Below are 23,005 nucleotides of genomic sequence, written 5' to 3'. Positions count from 1 at the left end.
CCGAGGCCGTCCGGGCGGGCGAGGAAAAGTCAAGATCGCGTCAATAGCGTCTAAGACCATGACGATGACTACCGACCTCCGCGCCGCCGTCGTGGCCCGCGGGCTCAGCAAGGTCTACGGCCAGGGCGACGCCGCCGTGCACGCTCTGCGCGGCATCGACGTGAGTTTCGCGTCGGGGGCGTTCACGGCGATCATGGGACCGTCGGGGTCGGGCAAGTCCACCCTGATGCACTGCCTGGCCGGGCTCGACACGGTCAGCTCGGGCCACGTGCACATCGGCGACGCCGACATCACGACGCTGTCCGACAAGCAGCTCACGCTGCTGCGCCGCGAACGCATCGGGTTCGTGTTCCAGGCCTTCAACCTGCTGCCCACCTTGACCGCCGAGCAGAACATCCGCCTCCCGCTGGAGATCGCCGGACGGCAGGCCGACCAGGTGCTGATGGACCGCGTGGTGGAGACCGTGGGGCTGCGCGACCGCCTGTCCCACAAGCCGAGCCAGCTCTCGGGCGGCCAGCAGCAGCGCGTGGCGGTGGCCCGCGCCCTCATCAGCAAGCCCCAGGTGATCTTCGCGGACGAACCGACCGGCAACCTCGACTCGCGCAGCGGCGCCGAGGTCCTCTCGTTCCTCCGCCGGTCGGTGCGCGAGCTGGGCCAGACCATCGTGATGGTCACCCACGACCCGCAGGCCGCCTCCTACGCCGACCGCGTGGTGTTCCTCCGCGACGGGCTGCTGGTCAGCGAGCTGACCGGGCCGACCCCGCAGAGCGTGCACGAGACGCTGCTGAAGCTGGAGGCCTGAGCCGTGCTGCGCACCGCACTGGCCGGGCTGCTGGCGCACAAGATGCGGCTGCTGCTCACCTCGCTGGCCATCACCCTCGGCGTCGGGTTCATCGCGGGCACGTTCGTGCTGACCGACACCATCGAGCAGGGCTTCCGCCAGCTCTTCACCGCCGACGCGGCCAAGGTCGCCGTCGCGGTCACCCCGAAGGACGGGCCGGACGTCCCGGGCGACGTACTGAAGAAACTGAAGGCGCTGCCCGGGGTGGCCGACGCGCAGGGGCTCGTGCGGGGCACCGCGCCGCTGCTCGACAAGTCGGGCCGGGCCGCCGGATCGACCGCGACCAGCGGCATCTCCATCGCGAGCGGGCCGCTCGACCGGTCGAACTACGTCAGCGGGAAGGGCCCGGCGAACTCCGGGGAGGCGGTGCTCGACGAGAACACCGCCACCACGCGGCAGTTCAAGGTGGGCGACGTGATCACCGTGCTCGATGTCGCCGAGAAGCCGCGGGAGTTCACCCTGGTTGGCATCGTCGACATGGGCGTCGACCAGAACCTGGCCTTCTCGGGGGCGGTCGGGTTCGACACGGCGACCGCTTTGGAGATGACCGGGGAGAAGGGCTTCCGTGAGGTCGACCTGGCCGCCGCACCCGGGGTGTCGCCCGAGACGCTGAAGAAGGCCGCGGGGGCGGCCATCGGGAAGACGTACACGATCAGGACCGGTGAGGAACTGGCCCAGAAGCTGGCCCTCGAGAGCAACGTGCAGCTCGACTACCTGATTCTCGTGCTGCTGCTCTTCGGGTTCATCGCGATGTTCGTGGCGGCGCTGGTCATCTACAACACGTTCAACATCCTGGTCGCGCAGCGGACCCGCGAGATGGCGCTGCTGCGCTGCATCGGGGCGACGCGCGGGCAGGTGTTCCGGTCGATCCTGCTGGAGTCGGTGGTCGTCGGGCTGATCTCCTCGGCGCTGGGGCTGCTCGTCGGGCTCGGGCTGGGGACGGTGGCGCTCAAGGCGCTGGGCTCCTTCGGCGCGCCCGTGCCGGTGGACGCGAGCATCGCGCTGACACCGCGCACGATCGTGCTCGGGCTGGTCGTCGGGCTGCTCGTGACCGTGGCCTCGGCGGTGCTGCCGGCCCGGGGCGCGACCCGGGTGGCGCCGATCGCGGCGCTGCGCAGCCAGGTCGAGGAGCAGACCTTCCGGGCGGGCCTGGCCCGGTCGATCATCTCGGGGCTGCTGCTGGCGGGCGGCCTCGGGCTGACCGCCGTGGCGATCTGGATGCTCGACGGCGACGCCGGGCTGATCGCCGCGATGGGCGGCGGCGCGGTGTTCTTCCTCGGCGTGATCGCGGTCGGCCCGATGCTGATGGGGCCGCTGGCCGCGTTCGCCGGATGGGTGCCGCGCAAGGTCTTCGGGGTGCCGGGGCGGCTGGCCGTCGACAACTCGCGCCGCAACCCCACGCGGGCCGCCACCACGACGGTCGCGCTGACGATCGGCGTCACCCTGATGACCCTCATCTCGGTGATCACCACCAGCACCCGCGCCACCGTGACCAGCAGTCTCGACGAGCAGTTCCCCGTCGACTTCATGGTCTCGGCACAGTACGGCCGCGAGGGCGGCGTGCCCCTGCTGTCGCCCGAGGTGCCCGGCACCCTGCGGGCGCTGCCCGAGGTCGGGCTGGTCGCCGAGACGCGCCAGATCGACAGCGGCGGGGCCTTCATCGGCAGCCTGCCCGACGGCGCGGCGTTCCGGCCCGAGGTCGTCTCCGGCTCGCTCGCCGCGCTCACCGCCGGCACCGTCGCACTGAACGAGAACCAGGCCAAAGACCTGAATGTACGTATTGGCGACACCGTCCCCCTCACCACCACCGAGGCCGGGAACGTCGAGGTGAAGGTGGTGGCCGTGCTGGCCACCGGCAGCCTGAACGAGTCGATGCCCTACACGCTCAACGTGGCCGACTTCGAGAAGTACTTCGGCCCGATCGGCCCGGCCCGCGTCTACGTCAAGGCCAAGGACGGCGTCGCCGCCGACGTCTCACGCCGGGCCGTCGAGGCGGCCCTGACCGCCTACCCGACCGCGCAGCTGGTCAGCGCGGCCGAGGTGCGCGGCGAGTTCGACGAGGCCTTCGACATGATGTTCACCATCTTCGCCGCGCTGCTCGGGCTGGCGATCCTCATCTCGCTGCTCGGCATCGCCAACACCCTGTCGCTGTCGGTGCACGAACGCACCCGCGAGTCGGCACTGCTGCGCGCCCTCGGCCTGACCCGGCCGCAGCTGCGCGGCATGCTCTCGGTCGAGGCGCTGGTGCTGGGCCTGATCGGGGCGCTGATCGGCATCGTCATCGGCATCGCCTTCGGCTGGGCGGCGCTGCAGACGATCCCGAACAAGACCGTCTTCAGCGTGCCGATCCTCCAGGTGCTGCTCTATCTGGTGCTGTCGGCGCTGGCCGGAGTGCTCGCGGCGGTGCTGCCCGCCCGCCGCGCCGCCAGGGCGTCGATCGTCGGCTCCCTGGCCGGCAGCTAACGGGGCACGTGGTCGGGCCACTGCTCGGCCACGAACTCCGGCCCCAGCAGGGGGCGGACGGCCAGTTCGCCGGTGCGCCGGTCGATCACGATGCAGCCGCCCCCAACGGTCGCCGGGAGGACGGACGGATCGGCCGGCTCGTCGTCCCGGACCCAGGCCACGAAGCCGTCGTCGAAGGCGTAGATGGCGACGTCGAAGGCGTTCCCCCGGCCCCCGTTGAACCACTCTTCGGCCAGCGCGCGGGCGGTCTCGGGGCTCACACCCGCTGCCCCCCGCGATCGAGGACCACGCAGAACACCCCCGTCACGTTCTCGTAGGGCGGCTCGATCGCCATATGCCCCCGCTGTGCGTCGATCCACAGCACCTCCCCCTGTGAGTTCACCGCGTTCCACGCATGGCTGCCCCCGTGGGGCCAGCGCGTGATGAGCACGGTCGCGGCGCCGTGCCCGGCCGACCGCAACCTCCCGGCCACCACCCCGTAGGCGCGGCGGCCCTGCCCGACGTACTCGAAACGATGGCCGAGCCACTGCTCGGCCCTGGCCACCCCGCCCGCCTCCCCCGACAGGACGGGTTTGCCCACCCGGTCGTATTCCGGCTGCCGGGCCGCCGCGACGACGGGTTCGCCGTGCCACGACGACATGACCGACAGCGCGCAGTCGATGGCGTTGGTCGACCGGAACGGGTCGTCGGTCGGCCCCTCGGCGTTGATCAGCCGGATCCACGTGCCGCGCGGATCGGGGAACCTGCCGTGGAGTGCCTCCGCGAGGTCCCGCTGGGCCTCCGGATCGGGCCGGGCCAGCCCGCCCGGCACGCCGTAGGGCCGTGACTCCTCCAGCGCGCGCGGCCGCGACGCCCGGTCGAACCAGTCGTCGCCACTCGGCGGCAGCCTCGGCGGCCACGGGTCGAGAGACGGCGCGGGCGCCTCGGCGGCCTTCTCGTAGTCGCGCCAGCGGCGCCCGTCACCGGTGACGACAGGGTTGTAGACGCCGGTCGGCAACCGCCACCGGGACTGACGATCGGCCATCGTCCCCTTCCCTTCGATGTGACCGATGGTAAGGGGGCGACTCCGATGAGCGACCGTCTTTCCCGAATCCTGCCGTCTAGGTGGTCTCCACGAGAACGTGGTGATAGCCGGTCGCGCCGTTCGGCTCCGGCGGGGCGCCGTCGGCGGTCTGGGTGTAGCCGGTGTCGTCGGTGGCCCGGCACGACAGGGTGTGCAGCCCGGTGTTGAGGTCGGCCTCGATCTTCCACTGGCGCCAGGTGTCCAGGCCCGGCACCTCGGCCAGCGTGGCCTCCCGCCAGGGGCCTTCGTCGACCTTGACCTCGACCTTCGCGATGCCCTTCGTCTGCGCCCAGGCGACGCCCGCGATGACGTTGCGGCCCGGCTGGGTCTTGTTGCGGGGGGTGTCGATGCGCGACTGGGTCTTGATGGGGCCCTTGGCGTCCCAGCCCCGGTCGGTCCAGTAGGCCCTGGCCTGGTCGAACCGGGTGACCTCGACGTCGACGACCCACTTGGTGGCCGAGACGTAGCCGTAGAGGCCCGGCACCACCTGGCGCACCGGGAAGCCGTGGGCGACCGGCAGCGGTTCGCCGTTCATGGCGAAGGCGAAGAGGGCGTTGCGGCCGTCCATGACGACCTCGACCGGGGTTCCGGCGGTCCAGCCGTCGGCGCTGGTCGACAGCAGCATGTCGGCGCCCGCCCTGATCCCGGCCTCGCGCAGGACCCCGGCCATGGCGACGCCGAGCCAGCGGGCGTTGCCGACGTAGGGGCCGCCGACCGGGTTGGAGACACAGGCGAGCGTGAGGTCGGCCTCGACGATGGGCCGCTTCAGCAGCTCGGCGAAGGAGATTTCGAGCGGTTTGTCGACCATGCCGTGGATCTTGAGAGACCAGGTGGTGGGGTCGACGTTGGGCAGCGCGAGGGCGGTGTCGACCCGGTAGAAGTCGTGGTTGGGCGTGACGAACGGCGACAGGTTCGGCACCTTGAAGTCGACCCCGGCGGGCAACGGCGCCAGCGGCTTCGCCGCCTTGGGCAGCTCGGCCGCCACCTGCGCCCGCTCGGCGCTGACGTTGTTCCGATCCCCGATCCAGATCCCCGCCGCCCCCGTGACCACGGCGACCCCGGCACCGGTGGCGACCCCGGTAAACAGCCGACGCCGATCGATGGTCCGCAACCGATCCCCCGCCAACATGACGGGCGGCTTCTCCAGCGGCGTCTCCTCCTCGACGGGAGGTTCTTCGACCGGCTCCGTCTCCAGGCGGCGGAAGAGCCGGGTCAGGGTGGACGTTCCGGCCCAGGCGCCCAGCAGCGCGGGCAGCACGTCGACCATGCCCGCGTCGGGGCGGGTGGCCGCGGCCCAGGCGCCGATCGCGCCGAAGACCAGCAGGGCGAGCCGGCCGTAACCTACACGTACACGGGCGAGGATGCCGAAACCGGCGGCGAGCAGGGCGATGACGACGAAGATGCCGCCCAGGAGGACGATCTTGTCGTTCTCGCCGAACGTCGCGATGGCCCAGTCTTTGAGCCAGGCGGGTGTCAGGTCGACGGCGGCGTCGCCGACCGCGACGACGGGTGAGGAGTCGCCGCCGAGGACCCCCGCCACCAGTTGCCCGGTTCCGAGCGCGACGGCGGCGGCGGTCAGTCCGGCGAGTGCCGCGGCCCATGCGGGCGCGGTGGTGCGAGCTGTCACATCAGCGATCCTACGAACGCCCTGGTGATGTGGCAGCCCCAACTTCTTACGAAGTGATGAGCACCTCGGCGAGGACCGGGACCATGCCCCGCATCGAGATCCCACGATGCGAGATGGCGTCCTTCTCGGCGGCGGACATCTCGGCGGTCGTGCGGGTCTCGCCGTCGGCGACGAAGATGGGGTCGTAGCCGAAACCCATCGTGCCCCGGGGCGCCCTGATCACGTGGCCGTGCATGACGCCCTCGACCACGCGCTCCTCGCCCGTCGGCAGGGCGAGCGCGGCCACGCAGGCGAAGTGGGCCTGGCGGCGGTCGTCGGGGACGTCGTTGATCTGGGCCAGCAGCAGGTCGAGGTTGGCCTTGTCGTCGCCGTGGCCGCCCGACCAGCGGGCCGAGAAGATGCCCGGCATGCCGTTGAGGGCGTCGACGCAGAGGCCCGAGTCGTCGGCGATGCAGGGCAGGCCGCTCTGCCGGGCCACGGTGTGGGCCTTGAGCAGGGCGTTCTCGGCGAAGGTGAGGCCGGTCTCGGCGACGTCGCCGATCTCGGGGAAGGATTCGAGCCCGACGAGCTCGATCGGCAGCGCGGCCTCTTCGAGGATGCGGCGCAGCTCGACGATCTTGCCCTGGTTGCGGGTGGCGAGGAGGAGCCTGCTCATGCGAGGGCGGCCTTCTGGAGGTCGGTCAGCTCGATGCAGCCGAGCGTGGCCAGGTCGAGCAGTTCGTTGAGGACGGCGCGGTCGAACGGCGCGCCCTCGGCGGTGCCCTGCACCTCGACGAAGGCGCCCTTGCCGGTCATCACGACGTTCATGTCGGTCTCGGCCTTGACGTCTTCGACGTAGCAGAGGTCGAGCAGCGGGGTGGTGCCGACGATGCCGACCGAGACGGCCGCGACCGAGTCGACCAGCGGGTCTCCCGGGCACATGCGCTTCTTGCGCATCCAGGCCACCGCGTCGGCCAGCGCGACGTAGGCGCCGGTGATCGCGGCGGTGCGGGTGCCGCCGTCGGCCTGCAGGACGTCGCAGTCGAGCACGATCGAGTTCTCGCCGAGGGCCTTGTAGTCGACGCAGGCCCGCAGGGACCGGCCGATCAGGCGGGAGATCTCGTGGGTGCGGCCGCCGATCTTGCCGCGCACCGACTCGCGCTCACCACGCGTGTTGGTGGCGCGCGGGAGCATCGAGTATTCGGCGGTGACCCAGCCGAGGCCGCTGCCCTTGCGCCAGCGCGGCACCCCCGACTCGACGGAGGCGGCGCACAGGACCTTCGTGCCGCCGAATTCGACCAGGACCGACCCTTCTGCGTGGGTCAGCCAGTTCCGCGTGATCGTCACCGGCCGGAGCTGGTCGGGCGTACGTCCATCAGTGCGAGCCATGGGCTTCACCCTAGGTCATAGACCGCACCGGATCGGGCCAACTCGATCTCGCCCGAGTAGCCTCCCCGGTCGGCGTCGGCGCGTACGCGCTGCTCGTCGTGCCAGGGGACCAGGTGGGTGAGAACGAGCTTCCCCGCACCGGCCTTGGCGGCGTGCTCGGCCGCCTGGCGGCCCGACAGGTGCAGGCCCGGCGGGTTGCCGGGTTCGTCGAGGAACGAGGCCTCGCAGAGCAGCAGGTCGGTGTCGCCGGCCAGGCCGATGAGCTCGTCGCACTCGGCGGTGTCGGCCGAGTAGGTGACCGACGCGCCGTTGTGGGCGACGCGGAAGCCATAGGTCTCGACGGGGTGGTTCATCAGGGCGGTGGTGACCTGGAAGGGGCCGACCTCGAACGTGCCCGGCGCGAGCTCGGTGAAGTCGAAGGCGGTCTCCATCTTGGGCTCCTGCGGCATGCCGTAGGCGGCGTCGAGCCTGGCGGAGGCCATGGAGGGGGCGTACACGGGAATCCGGGGGTAGGGCGCGCCGGGGCCGTAGTTGCGGACGACGTGATAGCTGCACATGTCGAGGCAGTGGTCGGCGTGGAGGTGCGACAGGCAGATCGCGTCGACGTCGAACGGGCTGATGTGACGCTGGAGCGCCCCCAGGGAGCCGTTGCCGAAGTCGACGAGCATCCGGAAGCCCTCGGCTTCGTACAGGTAGCAGGACGACGGGCTGGCCGGACCGGGGAAGCTGCCCGAGCAGCCGACTATGGTCAGTTTCATACCGTTTCTCCGAATGCGGGTGCGGCCATCTCGACGGCCTGGAGCTCCGGTCCGAGGAAGCGCCGTCCGAGGGTCTCGAACAGCAGCGTGTCTCCGGTGGTGCCGAACCGGTGGGCGGGCACGCCCGAGGCGCGCACCAAGCCCCGGTCGCGCAGCACCCGGAAGACGTCTTTGGCGGTCTCCTCGGCGCTCGACACGAGCGTGACGCCGTCTCCGGCGACGTAGGAGATCGCGCCGAGCAGCAGCGGATAGTGGGTGCAGCCGAGGATCAGGGTGTCGCACCCGGCGTCGAGGATCGGGGTCAGGTATTCGCGCACCGCCTCGATGACGGCCTCGCTCTCGGTCTCGCCGCGTTCGACGAAGTCGACCAGGCGCGGCGCCGCGACCCCGAACAGCTCGACGTGGGGCGCGGCGGCGAAGGCGTCTTGATAGGCCATCGAGGCGATGGTGGCCTGGGTGCCGATCACCCCGACCCTCCCGTTGCGGGTCGCCGAGGCGGCCCGGCGGGTGGCCGGCTGGATGACCTCGACGACCGGCACCCGGTAGCGCTCGCGCGCGTCGCGCAGCACCGCCGCGCTGGCCGTGTTGCACGCGATCACGAGCATCTTGACGTCGTGGGACACCAGATGGTCGAGCAGTTCGAGGGCGTAGGACCGCACCTCGGCGATGCGCTTGGGGCCGTACGGCTGACGCGCCGTGTCGGCGACGTAGAAGACCGGCTCGTTGGGCAACTGGTCGATGATCGCTCGGGCTACGGTCAGCCCCCCGAAACCGCTGTCGAAGATCCCGATGGACCCCTGACCATAACTCTCCACCACGGGGTCAGCTTATGACCGATCATGCGGCACGTCCCCGTGACACCGAGCACACTCGGCGAGGCGCCTCAGCCGCGTCCCACCCTCGCGAGCTGCCGCGACTGTGCCACGAGGCGTCCGGTGGAGTCCCAGACCTCGGCCTCCTCGTCGAACCAGCCGTCGCTGATCAGGCGCCCTGAGGCAAGGACGGTCAGCCAGCCGGGGGCGGGCAGCGCGCGCAGCTGCCACGTCAGTTCGACCGTCGGGGCCCAGCCGCGCTGCCCCTGGCTGAACACCACCGGCGGCAGCGCGTCGACCGCCAGCGCCAGCACGTACGGGTCGGGCTCCTGGCCGTGCCGCAGCCGGAAGTAGGCGCGCGACTCGGGGCGGCCGGTCGGCTCGCCGGTCAGCCAGCCGACCGTGGGCGGGTCGAAGAGGAGCTCCATCTGGCCGTTCAGCGTCATGTTCGACTCGGGCTTGGGCTCGGGCAGCGGCAGGCACTCCTCGGGCGGCGGCATCTTGATCGACGGGCCGCTCGCGTAGACGGGCTCGGCCAGCGGGTCGAGGGTCGCGGTGGTGACCAATGTCTCAAGGATCGGTCCGTCATCCGCGACGAGCGAGGCCCGGCTGATCGTGGTCGTCTTCCCGGTCTTCACCTGCTCCACCCGCACCCGCGCCGGGCCCGGACGGCCCGCTCTCAGGAACTGGGCGCTGGTGGAGACCGGATGCTCGTGCGGTGAGGTGTCGACCGCCGCCCGCAGCAGCACGGCCATCAGGTATCCGCCGTTCAGCGGGCCGCCGATCGCGTAGCCCTCGTCGAGGCACACGTCGTAGACGCCCTCGCCGGCCCGGACCGCCCGGGTCGCCTCCCCGAAACCGCTCAACACACCCTCCCGAATGTTGTTCTGGAACACTGTATCTTGACCGTGCCATAGCCGTCCGTACAGGGAGATCCGGGCATTCACCGGCCATGACGGGACGGGAACTGATCGGCCAGTGCGTATGGGACGTCCGCGGGGTGTGGGTCGGCCACGTGGTGGACGTGCGCATGATCACCGGCAACCGGAACCCGTTCAAGCGAGGCACCGAGCCCGAGACCGCCGGGCTGGTCGTGTCGGCCACCCGCGCCCAGTTCCTGCTGGGCGTCCACCGCGACGCCAGCGGCCGGGTCAACGGAACGCTCCAGCAGCTCACACGGGTCCTGTACGCCCGCAGCCTGATCGTCCCGTGGGACCTGGTCGAAACCAGCGATACCGGTGAAGTTCACCTCAAAGAGCCACGAGAGGTACTTAAGCGCCAATAGTCAAGAAGGCTGCAAGTGGTTCGCTACCGGCACGGCATACTTTCAAACTCGTCAGAGATCACCCCACTTTGCGAGTTGACCCCATGCCTGCCGAGAACCCCCCTGGTTTCCCGTTCGACACCAACGGAGACCCGGACCGGACCATCAACTACCGCACGCCGCAGCCCCAGCCGCAGCCGCACGTAGATCAACCCACCCGGATGGACTTCGGCGGCACCCAGCAGATGTTCACTCCCCCACCGCAGCAGGGCCAGTGGCGCCAGCCTGAGGAGCTCGGCTACGACCTGCCCCCCGTGGTGCACGCGCCGGTCGAGAAGCGCGGCCCCAAGGGCGTCATCATCGCCGCGATCGTCGCGGTGGTCGTCGCCCTCGTCGGCGGCGGCGGAGTGTGGGCCTTCTCCACTCTGAGCGGTGGCGGCGCGCAGCCCTCCGAGGCGCTCCCGGCCGGGGCCCTCGCCTACGCGCGGATCGACCTCGACCCGGCCGCCAACCAGAAGCTGGCGCTGTTCAACATCGCCCGCAAGTTCACCGTCACCAAGGACGCCTTCTCCGGTGACGACCCGCGCGAGGCCTTCTTCAAGGCCATCTCGACGGACAACGAGAACTTCAAGAACATCGACTACGCCGCCGACATCGAGCCCTGGCTCGGCGACCGCATCGGCTTCGCGGTCATGCCCGGCAAGGACGCCTCCCAGCCCGGCCTCGCCCTCGCGATCCAGGTGAAGGACGCCAACGCGGCCCGCGCCGGAATCGCCAAGCTCGACGCGGGGTCGTCCACCAAGACCGGCGTCGCCATCCGCGGCGACTACGCCATCGTCTCGGCCACCCAGGCGGAGGCCGACAAGTACGCCACCGGCCCCACCCTGGCCGAGTCGGCCAACTTCACCAACGACATGGACGCCCTCGGTGAGCCCGGCGTGCTGTCGGTCTGGGCCGACCTGGCCGGGATCGCCAAGCTCGGCGGCGCGGCCAGCGCGACCAGCCAGGCGGCGCTCGCCCAGATCGGCAACGGCCGCTTCGCCGGCGCGCTGCGCTTCGACGGCTCCTACGTCGAACTGGCCGGCATCACCCGCGGCATCGACAGCAAGGTCTCCGACGCCAAGGCCGTGAACATCGGCGACCTGCCCGACACCACCGCCGGCGCCATTGCGATCTCCGGCATCGGCCAGGCGCTGAAGGCGCAGTGGGACACCGTGACCGAGAGCGCCGACGCCGCCGGACAGGGCGCCTTCAGCCAGTTCGTCACCCAGGCCCAGCAGCAGTTCGGCCTGTCCATCCCCGACGACCTGGTCACGCTCCTGGGCGACGGCCTCACCGTCGCGGTCGACTCCGAGGGCCTGGACGCCGACCTGCCCAACGTCGGAGCCGTGCTCGCCACCGACCCGGCCAAGGCCGGGGCGATCCTGGCCAAGATCGAGCAGGGCCTGGCCGCCAGCGGCCAGCAGTTCCAGCTCGCCAAGGCCCCCGGCGACGGCAAGCTCGTCATCGCCACCAACCAGGACTACGCCGCCAAGCTCGCCGCCTCGGGCGCCCTGAAGGACGACGAGACCTTCCGGACCGCCGTCCCGAACGCCGACTCGGCCACGTTCGCCGCCTTCGTCGACCTCGACAAGGTCGAGAACCTGTACCTCCAGGGCATGTCCGACCAGGACAAGGCGAACCTCCAGGCGCTGTCGGCCGTCGGTCTCAGCGGCGGCTACCAGGGGAGTGAGGGCAACTTCTCTCTCCGCGTGCTGTTCAATTAGAAACAGGAAGGGCCCCGCCTCAACTCTCAGGGAGGCGGGGCCCTTCTCTTTTTGGTGTTCCTAAGCCCAGAGCTGCCCGTCGAGACGGTCTTCCGCCTCGTCGAGGGTGCCCTCGTAGGCGCCGGTCGACAGGTACTTCCAGCCGCCGTCGGCGACCACGAACACGATGTCGGCCCGCTCACCGTCTTGGACGGCCTTGCGGGCCATGCCGATGGCGGCGTGCAGCGCGCAGCCGGTGGAGATGCCGGCGAAGATGCCCTCGGAGGCCAGCAGCTCACGCGTCCTGCGCAGGGCGTCGGCCGAGGTGACCGAGTAGCGGGTGGTCAGCACCGACTCGTCGTAGATCTCCGGGATGAAGCCCTCGTCGACGTTGCGCAGGCCGTAGACGAGCTCGCCGTAGCGGGGCTCGGCGGCCACGATCTTCACGTCGGGCTTCTGCTCGCGCAGGTAGCGCCCGACGCCCATGAGGGTGCCGGTGGTGCCCAGGCCCGCGACGAAATGGGTGACCGTCGGGAGATCGTCCAAGATCTCGGGGCCGGTCGACTCGTAGTGGGACTGCCAGTTGGCGGGGTTGCCGTACTGGTAGAGCATGATCCAGTCGGGGTGTTCCGCGGCCAGGCCCTTGGCCACCCGGACCGCCTCGTTGGAGCCGCCCGCGGCCGGAGACGAGATGATCTCGGCGCCGTACATGCGCAGGAGCTGGCGGCGCTCCTCGGAGGTGTTCTCGGGCATGACGCAGATCAGCTTGTAGCCCTTGAGCCGGGCCGACATCGCCAGCGAGATGCCGGTGTTGCCGGAGGTCGGTTCGAGGATCGTGCAGCCGGGGGTGAGCAGCCCGTCCTTCTCGGCTTGCTCGATCATCCACAGGGCGGGCCGGTCTTTGATCGAGCCGGTCGGGTTGCGGTCTTCGAGCTTGGCCCAGATCCGCACGTCGGGCGACGGTGAGAGCCGGGGCAGCCCGACGAGCGGGGTGCGGCCGACCGACTCGATCAGCGAGTCGAAGCGCATCGGTGATCAGCCACCGGCGACGGCGGGCAGCACGGTGACCGTGTCGCCGTCGGAGATCGGGGTGCCGAGACCGCCGAGGAACCGGACGTCCTCGTCGTTGAGGTAGATGTTGACGAACCGGCGCAGCTTGCCGTCGTCGACGATCCGGGCCTTGATCCCCGGGTGGCGCGCCTCCAGGTCACCGATCAGCTCTTCGAGCGTGGCGCCGGACGCGTCGACGGCCTTGGCGCCGTCGGTGTAGGTGCGCAGGATGGTCGGGATGCGGACCTCGATGGCCATGTCTCGTTCTCTCTCTTCGTTTGGAAAAGGTCTGTGGTGTACGGGGAAATGTGAACGATCAATGACAGTCGTAGACCACGACAGAACGAGAGTGCGCGAAGAGGCACGGTTGCACGCCCAGGGACATGTCACCCATTTTAAACGCCAGGTTCCAAGATCTTGACTTCCTCCTCCTCGATCACCCCGTCGACGATCCGGTAGGACCGGAACTGGGTGAGCGCGGTGGAGTAGAGCACGTAGTGGGCGAACGGCTCGGAGGCGTAGGAAACGTCGGTGCGCGAGGGGTAGGCCTCGGTGGCGGTGTGGGAGTGGTAGATCACGACGGGCTCTTCGTCGTTGTCGTCCATCTCACGCCAGACGCGGAACTGCTCCATCGAGTCGAAGCGGTAGAAGGTGGGCGACCGCTCGGCGTTCTCCATCGGGACGAAACGCTCGGGCACCCCGTTCCGTCCGGCGACGACGCCGCACGCCTCGTCGGGATGGTCTGCCGTGGCATGGGCGATGATCTGGTCGACCAGCTCGCGGGAGATCGTCAGCATGCCGCGAACCTACCAAAGGGCCTGAACGAGGGTGTCCTGCAGGTAGGTCAGCCAGTCGTAGGTGACGAAGGCGGGGTAGCGGGGGTCGTCGTCGCCCATGTCGGCGATCTCCTGGTGCATCTCCTCGGTGATCTCCAGTCGTACACCCAAGACCAGCCTGAGGTCGTTGAGGGCGCGCAGCCACGACTGGGCCTGCTCGGTGGTCAGCACGACCCGGCCCCCGGCGGCGGTCTCGATCAAGGTGATCGCGTCGGTGCGCTTGGCGTCGCGGAGATCGCCCTCGGTGTAGCGGCGGAACTCGGTCGAGGCGGCGTCGTCGTCGGCGTAGGCCGAGGGGAACAGCCGGGCCAGCACCGGATCGGTCGGCTCGGTGGCCGGGCCGATGCGCAGCGCGCGCTCCAGCGGGTCGTCGCCCGTCTCCCCCGGCTCGACCACGTCGAGCACCATCGAGGCCACCAGCGACCGGAGCACGTTGGCCTCGGCCGGGTCGAGGGTGACCGCCACGCCCTCGTGCGTCGCCTTGAAACCGCGGCCCATCAGCCGTCCTTCTGCAGTGTGGCCCAGAGGCCGTAGGAGTGGAGGGTCTGGACGTCGCGCTCCATCTCCTCCCGGGTGCCGCTGGACACGACGGCCCTGCCCTTCTGGTGGACGTCGAGCATGAGCTTCTCGGCCTTCTCCCGCGCGTAGCCGAAGACGCTCTGGAAGACATAGGTCACATAGGACATGAGGTTGACCGGGTCGTTCCAGACAATGGTCACCCACGGCAAATCTGGGCGAACGTCGGCTATCGGACGCTCGACCTCACTCGGAGCGGTGCTACCCACATCCCCAATCCTGCCTCACCACGGTCGTACTCTCGACTCGTGCAAACGTCCATGAGCTCGGCCTTGCTAACAGACATGTATGAGTTGACCATGTTGCGGGCGGCGCTGTCCGGCGGCACCGCCCATCGTCGCGCGGTGTTCGAGGTCTTCGCCCGCCGTCTTCCCGCAGGCCGCCGCTACGGTGTCGTCGCAGGTACGGATCGGGTCCTTTCCGCCATAGAGAATTTCCGCTTCGGTGAGCCGGAGCTGGAGTTCCTGGAGCGCGTCGTCGACCCGCCGACCCTGGCCTTCCTCGCCGACTTCCGCTTTACCGGCGATGTGTACGGCTACCGCGAGGGTGAGACCTACTACCCCGGCTCCCCGATCATGGTCGTCGAGGGCACCTTCGCCGAGGCGGTGGTCCTGGAGACGGTCATCCTGTCGATCCTCAACCACGACTGCGCGATCGCCTCGGCCGCCTCCCGCATGGCCCGCTCGGCAGGGGGGCGCCCCCTGATCGAGATGGGCTCCCGCCGCACCCACGAACGCGCCGCCGTCGCCGCCGCCCGCGCCGCGTACCTGTGCGGCTTCGCGACGACGTCGAACCTGCAGGCCGGTCTCGAGTACGGCATCCCCACGGCCGGCACCAGCGCCCACGCCTTCACGCTGCTCCACGACTCGGAGGAGGAGGCGTTCCGCGCCCAGATCGACTCCCTCGGGCCGTCGACGACGCTGCTGGTGGACACCTATTCCGTCCCCGAGGCGGTCCGCACGGCCGTGAAACTGGCCGGAGGCGACCTGGGCGCGATCCGCATCGACTCGGGCGACCTGGGCGTCGTCGCCGTCGAGGTGCGGGCGCAGCTCGACTCCCTGGGCGCCGACCGCACCCGCATCGTGGTCACCGGCGACCTCGACGAATACGCCATCGCCGCGCTGGCCGTGGCCCCCGTCGACGGTTACGGCGTCGGCACCAAGCTCGTGACGGGCTCGGGCGCGCCGACGGCCAACCTGGTCTACAAGCTGGTCGACCGGGAGGACTCCTCGGGCGCGATGAAGCCGGTCGCCAAGACCTCGGTGGGCAAGCCGAGCAAGGGCGGCCGGAAGTGGGCCTACCGCTCACTCGCCGACGGCGTGGCGGTCGGCGAGATCATCTCCACCCACCCCGACGACACGCTGGGCCGGCCTCTGCTGGCCGCGCTGGTCCGCGACGGAGAGATCGTCGGCCGCGAGCCCCTCTCCGAAGCTCGGGCCCGGCATCACGAGTCGATGCTCGAATTGCCGCAAATCGCCCACAGCCTCTCCCCTGGAGACCCTGCTGTGCCTAGTATTTTCTCCTGATCGCGGGGGAGCGGCGCATGAGGACGACGCCGGTCTCCCGCGATCTTCTAGATTGGACGCCATGACCACCGCGCTTGTGATCGTCGACGTGCAGAACGACTTCTGCGAGGGCGGCAGCCTGGCCGTGACCGGCGGCGCGGGTGTGGCCGCGGCCATCAGCGTGCACGTCGCGCGCGGCGACTACGACCACATCGTGGCGACCCGCGACTACCACGTCGACCCGGGAAGCCACTTCTCCCTCGACCCCGACTTCATGACGACCTGGCCCGCCCACTGCGTCGTGGGGACGTCGGGCTCCGACTTCCACGAGAACCTCGACACCGAGCCGATCCAGGAGATCTTCAGCAAGGGCGCCCACACGGGGGCCTACAGCGGTTTCGAGGGACATTCGTCCGACGGGGTGGCCCTGGCGGTGTGGCTCCGGGAACGCGGCGTCGACCGAGTGGACGTGGTGGGGATCGCGACCGACCACTGCGTACGCGCGACGGCGATCGACGCCCGGTCCCAGGGCTTCTCGGTGCGAGTACTGCTCGACCTGACGGCCGGAGTCCTTCCGGTCACGACGGAAGTGGCGCTGACGGAGATGGCGGCGGCGGGCGTCGAACTGACGGGCCGCCCGATCGTGGCCGACGACCCGGAAGAGTGAACCCCGCCACTCACCTGGTGAGCCGGCCCACACCCAGGGGACATCTCACCTCTGCGAAGCCATCCGGGAGCCCGCCAACGCGCACAAGATGCCGCCACCCTCGCCCTCCGGGTGACCATCAGAGCCTCGGACCTCCGTCAGGCCTGCCTGAAATTTCGGCATATCGACACACCATTGGCGTGCACTGAACGCCGGCCAGTGGGGTTTTCCCGTCCGGGTTGCCATTGCCGAACGTAGGGATACGCTTACCTAGCGTCATATCGTCTAGGTCGGCGGCTGGTCATGTTTGCTCTTGTTCTTGGTGTGTCGTGGTTGGTGCTGACTCCTGTCTGCGTCTGGCTGCTGTTCGGGATCGGTCAGCCGCTTCGTAACCGCCTCGGGGCCGTTGCGACTCTGCTGGCCCTCGAAGGGTCGACGATCTTCATGGCCACCGGCGAGCACCAGCCGGAACCGCCGCCCGTGGCGGCGCTGCTGCCGCCGAGCCCCGTCCCGTCGCCGACGGCGGTGGCCTGCCCGGTGCGGCTCCCCCATCCTGATGAGGTGCGCCTCTCCCGCACCCACGTGACCATCCTCTGGCCCGCCGTCATCGGCGAGTGCGACACGGCGGCCGTGGTCCTGGGCGAGAAGGGGCACCGGCTGCGGGTGTGGGTGCACGAGGGGGCTCTGGTGGGCAACCATCGGGCGTCGGTCGTGCCGGTCAACATCGACGGTCGAACCGCGTTCGTCGACGTCGCCCACAAACTGGGCAGACAGCATTGGGTCGCGGTCGACGGGCGCAGCGGGAAACGCATCCCGACGATCACCCACGGCTGACTCCCCCGATCCGGGAAAGGCGGCCACCACGTGAACGTGACGATGGTGAGCGCCCCTGCGCGGACCGACCGCGTGAACGAGGACTTCACCGGCGCCATCCCGGCGGCCGCAGTGCTGATCGACGGCGCCGGGATACCCGGCGCCGAATCGACCTGTCGTCACGGGGTGGCCTGGTATGCCCGCCGTCTGGGCGGCACCCTCCTCGGCCTGTTGTCGCTGCCGCAGAGCCTCCCGGGGATCCTCGCCGAGGCCATCACACAGGTGACGGACGCCCACCGGGACACGTGCGACGTGACCAATCCGATCAGCCCATCGGCGGCGGTGGCCATCCTGCGCGTGTCCGGCGACCACCTCGACCACCTGGTTCTCGGCGACGCGCTCGTGCTCCTCGACCGCACCGGCGCCCCGCCGCTCGTCAGCACCGATCCCCGCGAAGTGACCGTCAGCCGGACGTACGAACCCCTGCTGGAGGCCACCACCCCGGGCGGCGACGAACACCACCGGATCCTCCACGCCCTACGTGCAAACCGAAATCGCACGGGCGGCTTCTGGGTGGCCAAAGACGACCCCCGTGCGGCCGAAGAGGCGATCACCGGCCGCTACCCGGTCGCCGACCTGTCCGCCGCCGCCCTGCTGAGCAACGGAGCCGGCCGGATCGTCGACCGCTTCGACCTCACCGACTGGCCGGGAGTCCTGGCGGCCCTGGCGTCAAATGGCCCTGGCGACATCATCGACCGAGTCCGGCAGGCAGAGGCTCATCACTCGATACGCCCGGACGACGCCACGATCGCCTACTGCACCAACTTCAGCACCCACCAACAGGCCCTGTAGGAACTCAGAGCGCCGGGCAACTCGGTGTCTCCGTGCACCGCCAACCCAGGTGGAGACACCTACGCGAAGTGTGGCAAGGCGCATCCCGACAGGGTGCTCAGAGCGACCAATGAAACGGGCCATACATCGCTCGGCGTGTGCAATGCCACTTAGAGCTCCTAACAAAATGAAGCCAGCTGAACCCGGCGCCGACGCGGCGAGATGCATCACCTGCATCGGCGGCACTCGGCAACGGCGCGTTGTCCGGCACCAGAGTCATTCTGTTGGGACCTCTTAGAGCTCCTAACAAAATGAAGCAGGCTGAATCCGGCGCCGGTGCGGCGAGATGCGTCACCTGCATAGTCGGCGCTCGGCAACGACGAGTTGCCGGGCACCGAGGTCATTGCGTTAGGGCCTCTTAGGCCGAACCAGAAGGCACTTCATCTCATCAGGGGCGCTGGCAAGGCCGTGACTCCCATGGTGCATACGACACATCACCCGGCTCACGGCGCCGGGCGGTGGTATTCGACCTGGTCGACGAACCTACCTTCGCCGAAGTCGTATCGGCGGCTCGCGCCCGACTCCTCGAACCCCGCCTTGCGGTAGAAGCGGCGCGACTGCGGGGTGTCGCGCAACGTCCACAGGTGGGCGGATGCAAAGCCGTCGTCGGCCATCCGGGACACCGTCGCGGCCATCAACGCGGCCGCGATGCCGGTGCCCCAGCTCGCCGGGTGTCCGTAGAAGCCCCAGACCTCTCCCCACCCCGGCCGGTCCCTCGACGGGCCGAACCGGGAGAAGGCCCGCGGGCGCCCCTCATGGCACGCCACCAGGACGCTGTCGACGCCCTCGGCCACGATCGCGTGCCACTGGCCCCGCCGGCGTGCGACGGCCCTCTCGAAGAACTCGGCGTCGAAGAAAGGCCGGTAGGCCACCAGCCACGCCTCCGCGTGGATCTCGCCCAGCGCCTCGGCGTCTTCCGGCCGGGCCACGGCGATCTCGAAGGTCATTTACGGGCGGCCGCCCACTTCCGGATCATCGCGATGCGTTCGCGGATCTGATCGGCCGTCGCCTGCGCGATGGCCGGGCCCCCACACGAACGCCGCAGCTCGGCGTGGATGACCCCGTGGGGCTGACCGGTGCGGTGGTTCCACGCGCCGACCAGGCCGTTGAGCTCCTTGCGGAGTTCGGCGATCAGCTCGTGAGGCGCGAGCCCGACCGGCTCGGCCGGTTTGGGCTGTTTCTTCTTCGCCGCCTGCTGGTCGGCCTGGCGCTTGCGCAGCAACGACGCCACCTGCTCGGGCTCCAGGAGACCGGGAAGGCCGAGGAAGTCTTCTTCTTCGGGGGATCCGGCGGCGGCGGCCGTACCGAACTCACCGCCGTCGTAGAGAACGCGGTCGAAGGTGGCGGACGCCTCGAGGGTCTGGAAGGGGAGTTCGTCGCCGAGGGCGTCGGGCTGCTTCTGCTCGCGCTGGGCCTGCTCCAGGAGCAGGTCGTCGAGGCCGTCTTCGTCGCGCTTGCGGTTGAGGACGTGGTCGCGCTCGGCCTCCATCTCGGCGGCGAACGTGAGAAGAAGGGGCACCGACGGGACGAACACCGACGCCGTCTCACCCCTCTTCCGCATACGCACGAAACGGCCGATCGCCTGGGCGAAGAACAGCGGGGTCGAGATCGACGTGGCGTAGATGCCGACGGCCAGGCGCGGGATGTCGACGCCCTCGGACACCATGCGGACGGCGACCAGCCACCGCTGCTGCGACGCCCCGAACTCCTTGATCTTGGAAGAGGCGCCCGGGTCGTCGGACAGCACGACCGTGGCGCCCTCGCCCGTCACCGCGCGCAGGTGTTTGGCGTAGGCGCGGGCCGCCTCGTGGTCGGTGGCGATGATGAGGCCGCCCGCGTCGGGCATGCCGCGGCGGACCTCGGTCAGGCGGCGGTCGGCGGCCTGGATGACCTGGCGGATCCAGTCGCCCTTCGGGTCGAGGGCTGCCCGCCAGGCCTGGCCGAGCTGGTCTTTGGTCAGCGGGGTGCCGAGGGTGGCGGTGATCTCGTCGCCGGCGCGGGTGCGCCACTTCATCTCGCCGCTGTAGGCCAGGAAGATGACCGGGCGGACGACGCCGTCGGCGAGCGCGGGGCCGTAGCCGTAGCTGTAGTCGGAGACGCTGCGCAGCGCGCCCTCGGCGTCTTCGGTGTAGCCGACGAACGGGATCGGGTTGTCGTCGGAGCGGAACGGGGTTCCGGTGAGCTGGAGCCTGCGGGTGGCGGGCTCGAACGCCTCGCGCACGCCGTCGCCCCACGACTTGGCGTCGCCCGCGTGGTGGATCTCGTCGAAGATGACGAGCGTCTTGCGGGCCTCGGTGCGGGCGCGGTGGAGCGCGGGGTGCATCGCGACCTGGGCGTAGGTGATCGCGACGCCCGTGTAGTCGCGGGAGGTGGCGCCCTGGCTGTTCTTGAACTCGGGGTCGATGCCGATGCCGACCTTGCCCGCGGCGTCGGCCCACTGGCGCTTCAGGTGTTCGGTCGGCGTGACGATCGTGATGGCCTTGATGACGCCCCGCGAGAGCAGCTCGCTGGCGATGCGCAGCGCGTAGGTGGTCTTGCCGGCGCCCGGCGTCGCGACCGTCAGGAAGTCGCGTGGCTCGCGGGTGAAGTAGAGGTCGAACGCCTCCTGCTGCCACGCGCGCAACTTCGGGGCGGTGCCCCACGCCGCGCGGTCGGGATAGGACGGCGACAGGTGGGACGCGGCCGACGTGCTCACGCGCGCCTCCCGCCGGTCACTTGGACATTGCCGTATCTATCGGTTCCCCTCACGTGGCCTCAGACTAGTCTGACCGACCGACAAGACGTGCCGAGGCCGCGAGATCCTCGCCATCGTGCCTGGTAAGTGCTATCGCGCGCCCGCCATGATCGTGTCTATCTCGCGCCGCGAGGCCGGGTCGTCGGGGTGCGCGAGGCCGAGCAGGACCACACTCCGGCCCTCGGGCGCGGTCAGCACGGTGACCCGAAGGAAGGCCGGCTGGTTCACCACGTCGCGGTAGACGGCCCTGACGGCGCGGGTGTGGCCGGTGCGGCCGCCGATGGTGACCTTCTCGTCTTCGACGACGTCGACGGTGTCGCCGTGCAGCAGCAGGCGCGAGTAGGTCTCGGCGATCCGTACCGTCGCCGGGCGCGGATCGCCCGCGTCGAACTTCTCCCCCGGCCTGGCCATCACGATCGCCCGGTCGCCGCTGCCCGCGACCGACGTGAACCCGGTGACCGGCGCCAGCGGGCCCTCACGCCAACCTGGAGGGAGCGGGTAGCTGAGATCGGCCAGCTCGTCGGCGACCACGACCGTCTCGGGCGGGCTCTCCGGCCGGTTCACGACCAGCAGCACCGCCGCTCCGACGACCGCTCCGGCGGCCAGCGCCGCGAACCCGATGATGAGAAGCCGGCTCAGCCGACGGGAGATCCTGCGGGGTGGTGGGGCGGCGGGGGTGCCGTACCAACGGGCGGAAGGGGGTAGATCGTCCTGCCCCGGATCGGCCTGATCGGTGGGCGGCCAGACCCTCCGCTCGTCCATGCCGCCAAGTCAGTCACGCGGGGGCGCCACCCGTCAATAAAGATCAGCCATTGGGTATCGGCGGAAGAGCTCGAAAATCCTTCTTCCGTTACGGCTCCGCCCACCCCGGCACCGCCCGCCGTCTCCGGACCCCGCCGCATCCTGACGCCGACCGGCCCCGCCCGGTGCGCACCGCAACGACGGGGGTGCTCACTTCGTACACGACCGCTTTAGCCTCGGCCCCGAGGGATGAACAGGGAGGCCGACAGGCCCGTGAGGGGTCTCGGTGGGGCGGTCTGGACCTGGCCGGCCTGGGTGCCGAGGATTCCGGCCGGGCCGCTCGATCGCGTCTGGCCCGCCGTGACGCCGCCACGGTAGGTCACCCACGCCTGGCGCATGCGCAACCCCTGGCCCGCCGTGAACTGGTTCATGCAGCGGTCGTGGGCGTAGTCCATGAAGTTGTGGATCGGGTCCTCGCCCGCCGCCGTGCAGCTGTCGCGCTTCTCGGGGCAGCCCTCGGTCGGGGTGGCCTGGGCGGGGGTGTCGTCGACCGAGTCGCCCGGCTCGGAGCAGCCGTTCTCGAAGGTGTGGACGAGGCCGAGCCAGTGGCCGATCTCGTGGACGCCGGTGAAGCCGAAGTTGAAGTTGCGCAGCGCGCCGCCGGGGAGAGTCCGCCAGTCGATGACGACGCCGTCGTGGCGGGGATTGCCGGAATACCAGTTCGGATAGGTCGCGTAGCCCAGGACCAGTTCGCCGAGCTGGGAGACGTACAGGTTGAGCGTCTCGGAACCCCCCTTGCGCAGGCGCGACTTCATGGGGTCTTCCAGGCCGAGCGGGTTGCGGAACCACTCTTTGTTGTCGGTGCGGGTGATCCCCTGCAGCGCGAACCGCACGCCCGTGTCGACGCCGCCGTAGCGGCCCGCGTAGGCGTGGTTGAGCACGGCGACCTGCTCGCGGACGGCCGCGTCGGGCGCGCCGGTCACGCCGTCGGTGAGCACGTGGATCCACAGCGGCACCGTGACCGTCGCGGGGATCGGCCCTGGGTGGTTGCGCAGGGCCGCGTTCATCTGGGCCAGCTCGGTGGCGCTCAGCGGCCGCGGTTCGGCGCGTCCGGTCGTGCGCGCGGGCGCTGGACAGTCGTGGTCGTGATCGTGGACGGCGCCTTCGGCGGGCGGGGCGACCAGTGAAAGCAGGCATGCCAAAGAGACGGCGAGAACACGCCGGGCCATTCGTTTCCCCCGATGCGACCGGTCCGGACCAGAGTTCGAACGC

General features: G+C 70.0%; 25 protein-coding genes. 8 read left to right on the top strand and 17 right to left on the bottom strand.

Features of this window, described 5'->3' with window-relative positions; all coding sequences use genetic code 11:
- The first annotated feature begins 58 nt into the window (after positions 1-58).
- Positions 59-802, top strand: a complete 744-nt coding sequence (locus ACYQ78_RS19540; RefSeq protein WP_459802289.1) for an ABC transporter ATP-binding protein — start codon at positions 59-61, stop codon at positions 800-802.
- Positions 803-805: 3 nt separating this feature from the next.
- On the top strand, positions 806-3,304 hold the full coding sequence (locus ACYQ78_RS19535) for an ABC transporter permease (RefSeq protein WP_459802288.1): 2,499 nt from the start codon (positions 806-808) through the stop codon (positions 3,302-3,304).
- Here ACYQ78_RS19535 and ACYQ78_RS19530 read toward each other — a convergent pair.
- The 8 genes from ACYQ78_RS19530 to ACYQ78_RS19495 all read right to left on the bottom strand — a co-directional run bounded on the left by ACYQ78_RS19530 (position 3,301) and on the right by ACYQ78_RS19495 (position 9,801).
- Entirely contained in the window at positions 3,301-3,564 is a 264-nt protein-coding gene (locus ACYQ78_RS19530) for a hypothetical protein (protein ID WP_459802287.1), read from the bottom strand. The genes ACYQ78_RS19535 and ACYQ78_RS19530 overlap by 4 nt on opposite strands.
- Positions 3,561-4,328 carry a toxin glutamine deamidase domain-containing protein gene (locus ACYQ78_RS19525; RefSeq protein ID WP_459802286.1) on the bottom strand — a complete coding sequence of 256 codons (768 nt, stop codon included), beginning with the start codon at positions 4,326-4,328 and terminating at the stop codon, positions 3,561-3,563. The genes ACYQ78_RS19530 and ACYQ78_RS19525 overlap by 4 nt, the downstream gene beginning before the upstream one ends.
- A 76-nt stretch (positions 4,329-4,404) precedes the next feature.
- On the bottom strand, positions 4,405-5,994 hold the full coding sequence (locus tag ACYQ78_RS19520; protein ID WP_459802285.1) for a molybdopterin-dependent oxidoreductase: 1,590 nt from the start codon (positions 5,992-5,994) through the stop codon (positions 4,405-4,407).
- A 46-nt stretch (positions 5,995-6,040) separates the two neighbouring features.
- Positions 6,041-6,649, bottom strand: coding sequence for an RdgB/HAM1 family non-canonical purine NTP pyrophosphatase (gene rdgB, locus ACYQ78_RS19515; protein WP_459802284.1), 609 nt, complete (start codon positions 6,647-6,649; stop codon positions 6,041-6,043).
- Positions 6,646-7,362 (bottom strand): ribonuclease PH, encoded by a 717-nt coding sequence (gene rph, locus ACYQ78_RS19510; RefSeq protein WP_459802283.1) that lies wholly within the window; start codon positions 7,360-7,362, stop codon positions 6,646-6,648. The genes rdgB and rph overlap by 4 nt, the downstream gene beginning before the upstream one ends.
- Before the next feature lie 5 nt (positions 7,363-7,367).
- Positions 7,368-8,120 carry an MBL fold metallo-hydrolase gene (locus ACYQ78_RS19505; RefSeq protein ID WP_459802282.1) on the bottom strand — a complete coding sequence of 251 codons (753 nt, stop codon included), beginning with the start codon at positions 8,118-8,120 and terminating at the stop codon, positions 7,368-7,370.
- Positions 8,117-8,938: a glutamate racemase gene (gene murI / locus ACYQ78_RS19500; protein ID WP_459802281.1), complete on the bottom strand. Its 822-nt coding sequence runs from the start codon at positions 8,936-8,938 to the stop codon at positions 8,117-8,119. The genes ACYQ78_RS19505 and murI overlap by 4 nt, the downstream gene beginning before the upstream one ends.
- Positions 8,939-9,003: 65 nt before the next feature.
- Positions 9,004-9,801, bottom strand: coding sequence for a thioesterase family protein (locus ACYQ78_RS19495; RefSeq protein ID WP_459802280.1), 798 nt, complete (start codon positions 9,799-9,801; stop codon positions 9,004-9,006).
- Positions 9,802-9,884: 83 nt separating this feature from the next.
- Here ACYQ78_RS19495 and ACYQ78_RS19490 point away from each other — a divergent pair, with 83 nt between their 5' ends.
- Both ACYQ78_RS19490 and ACYQ78_RS19485 read left to right on the top strand, forming a co-directional pair.
- Positions 9,885-10,217, top strand: coding sequence for a hypothetical protein (locus ACYQ78_RS19490; RefSeq protein WP_459802279.1), 333 nt, complete (start codon positions 9,885-9,887; stop codon positions 10,215-10,217).
- A gap of 83 nt (positions 10,218-10,300) precedes the next feature.
- Entirely contained in the window at positions 10,301-11,962 is a 1,662-nt protein-coding gene (locus ACYQ78_RS19485) for a DUF3352 domain-containing protein (protein ID WP_459802278.1), read from the top strand.
- Positions 11,963-12,022: 60 nt separating this feature from the next.
- Here the strand turns inward: ACYQ78_RS19485 and ACYQ78_RS19480 are convergent, their stop codons facing one another.
- The 5 genes from ACYQ78_RS19480 to clpS form a co-directional block, all read right to left on the bottom strand.
- Positions 12,023-12,970, bottom strand: a complete 948-nt coding sequence (locus ACYQ78_RS19480; protein WP_459802277.1) for a PLP-dependent cysteine synthase family protein — start codon at positions 12,968-12,970, stop codon at positions 12,023-12,025.
- Positions 12,971-12,976: 6 nt separating this feature from the next.
- Positions 12,977-13,249, bottom strand: a complete 273-nt coding sequence (locus tag ACYQ78_RS19475) for a MoaD/ThiS family protein (protein WP_061296896.1) — start codon at positions 13,247-13,249, stop codon at positions 12,977-12,979.
- Between the two features lie 137 nt (positions 13,250-13,386).
- Positions 13,387-13,788 (bottom strand): M67 family metallopeptidase, encoded by a 402-nt coding sequence (locus ACYQ78_RS19470; protein ID WP_459802276.1) that lies wholly within the window; start codon positions 13,786-13,788, stop codon positions 13,387-13,389.
- 9 nt (positions 13,789-13,797) lie between these two features.
- The gene (locus ACYQ78_RS19465) at positions 13,798-14,325 is read right to left on the bottom strand and encodes a DUF2017 domain-containing protein (protein WP_459802275.1); all 528 of its coding nucleotides are present in this window, start codon (positions 14,323-14,325) and stop codon (positions 13,798-13,800) included.
- Positions 14,325-14,612 carry an ATP-dependent Clp protease adapter ClpS gene (gene clpS, locus ACYQ78_RS19460; RefSeq protein ID WP_459802274.1) on the bottom strand — a complete coding sequence of 96 codons (288 nt, stop codon included), beginning with the start codon at positions 14,610-14,612 and terminating at the stop codon, positions 14,325-14,327. Before clpS ends, ACYQ78_RS19465 begins: the two co-directional genes overlap by 1 nt.
- Before the next feature lie 75 nt (positions 14,613-14,687).
- Between clpS and ACYQ78_RS19455 the strand changes: the two genes are divergently transcribed.
- From ACYQ78_RS19455 to ACYQ78_RS19440, 4 genes are all read left to right on the top strand, one after another.
- Positions 14,688-15,929: a nicotinate phosphoribosyltransferase gene (locus tag ACYQ78_RS19455; RefSeq protein WP_459802273.1), complete on the top strand. Its 1,242-nt coding sequence runs from the start codon at positions 14,688-14,690 to the stop codon at positions 15,927-15,929.
- A 61-nt stretch (positions 15,930-15,990) separates the two neighbouring features.
- Positions 15,991-16,575 (top strand): nicotinamidase, encoded by a 585-nt coding sequence (locus tag ACYQ78_RS19450; RefSeq protein ID WP_459802272.1) that lies wholly within the window; start codon positions 15,991-15,993, stop codon positions 16,573-16,575.
- A 315-nt stretch (positions 16,576-16,890) separates the two neighbouring features.
- Positions 16,891-17,388, top strand: coding sequence for a hypothetical protein (locus ACYQ78_RS19445; protein ID WP_459802271.1), 498 nt, complete (start codon positions 16,891-16,893; stop codon positions 17,386-17,388).
- Between the two features lie 30 nt (positions 17,389-17,418).
- A complete protein-coding gene (locus ACYQ78_RS19440; protein ID WP_459802270.1) occupies positions 17,419-18,219 on the top strand; it encodes an integrase in 801 nt (266 codons plus the stop codon).
- A 482-nt stretch (positions 18,220-18,701) separates the two neighbouring features.
- Here the strand turns inward: ACYQ78_RS19440 and ACYQ78_RS19435 are convergent, their stop codons facing one another.
- The 4 genes from ACYQ78_RS19435 to ACYQ78_RS19420 all read right to left on the bottom strand — a co-directional run bounded on the left by ACYQ78_RS19435 (position 18,702) and on the right by ACYQ78_RS19420 (position 22,962).
- Positions 18,702-19,205 (bottom strand): N-acetyltransferase family protein, encoded by a 504-nt coding sequence (locus ACYQ78_RS19435; RefSeq protein WP_459802269.1) that lies wholly within the window; start codon positions 19,203-19,205, stop codon positions 18,702-18,704.
- On the bottom strand, positions 19,202-20,953 hold the full coding sequence (locus ACYQ78_RS19430) for a DEAD/DEAH box helicase (RefSeq protein ID WP_459802268.1): 1,752 nt from the start codon (positions 20,951-20,953) through the stop codon (positions 19,202-19,204). The genes ACYQ78_RS19435 and ACYQ78_RS19430 overlap by 4 nt, the downstream gene beginning before the upstream one ends.
- A gap of 129 nt (positions 20,954-21,082) precedes the next feature.
- Positions 21,083-21,754: a hypothetical protein gene (locus tag ACYQ78_RS19425; RefSeq protein WP_459802267.1), complete on the bottom strand. Its 672-nt coding sequence runs from the start codon at positions 21,752-21,754 to the stop codon at positions 21,083-21,085.
- 209 nt (positions 21,755-21,963) lie between these two features.
- On the bottom strand, positions 21,964-22,962 hold the full coding sequence (locus tag ACYQ78_RS19420) for a zinc metalloprotease (RefSeq protein WP_459802266.1): 999 nt from the start codon (positions 22,960-22,962) through the stop codon (positions 21,964-21,966).
- Positions 22,963-23,005: the final 43 nt, after the last annotated feature.

The organism is Herbidospora sp. RD11066, from assembly GCF_054661255.1.
This window is presented reverse-complemented; position numbering and strand designations above follow the sequence as displayed.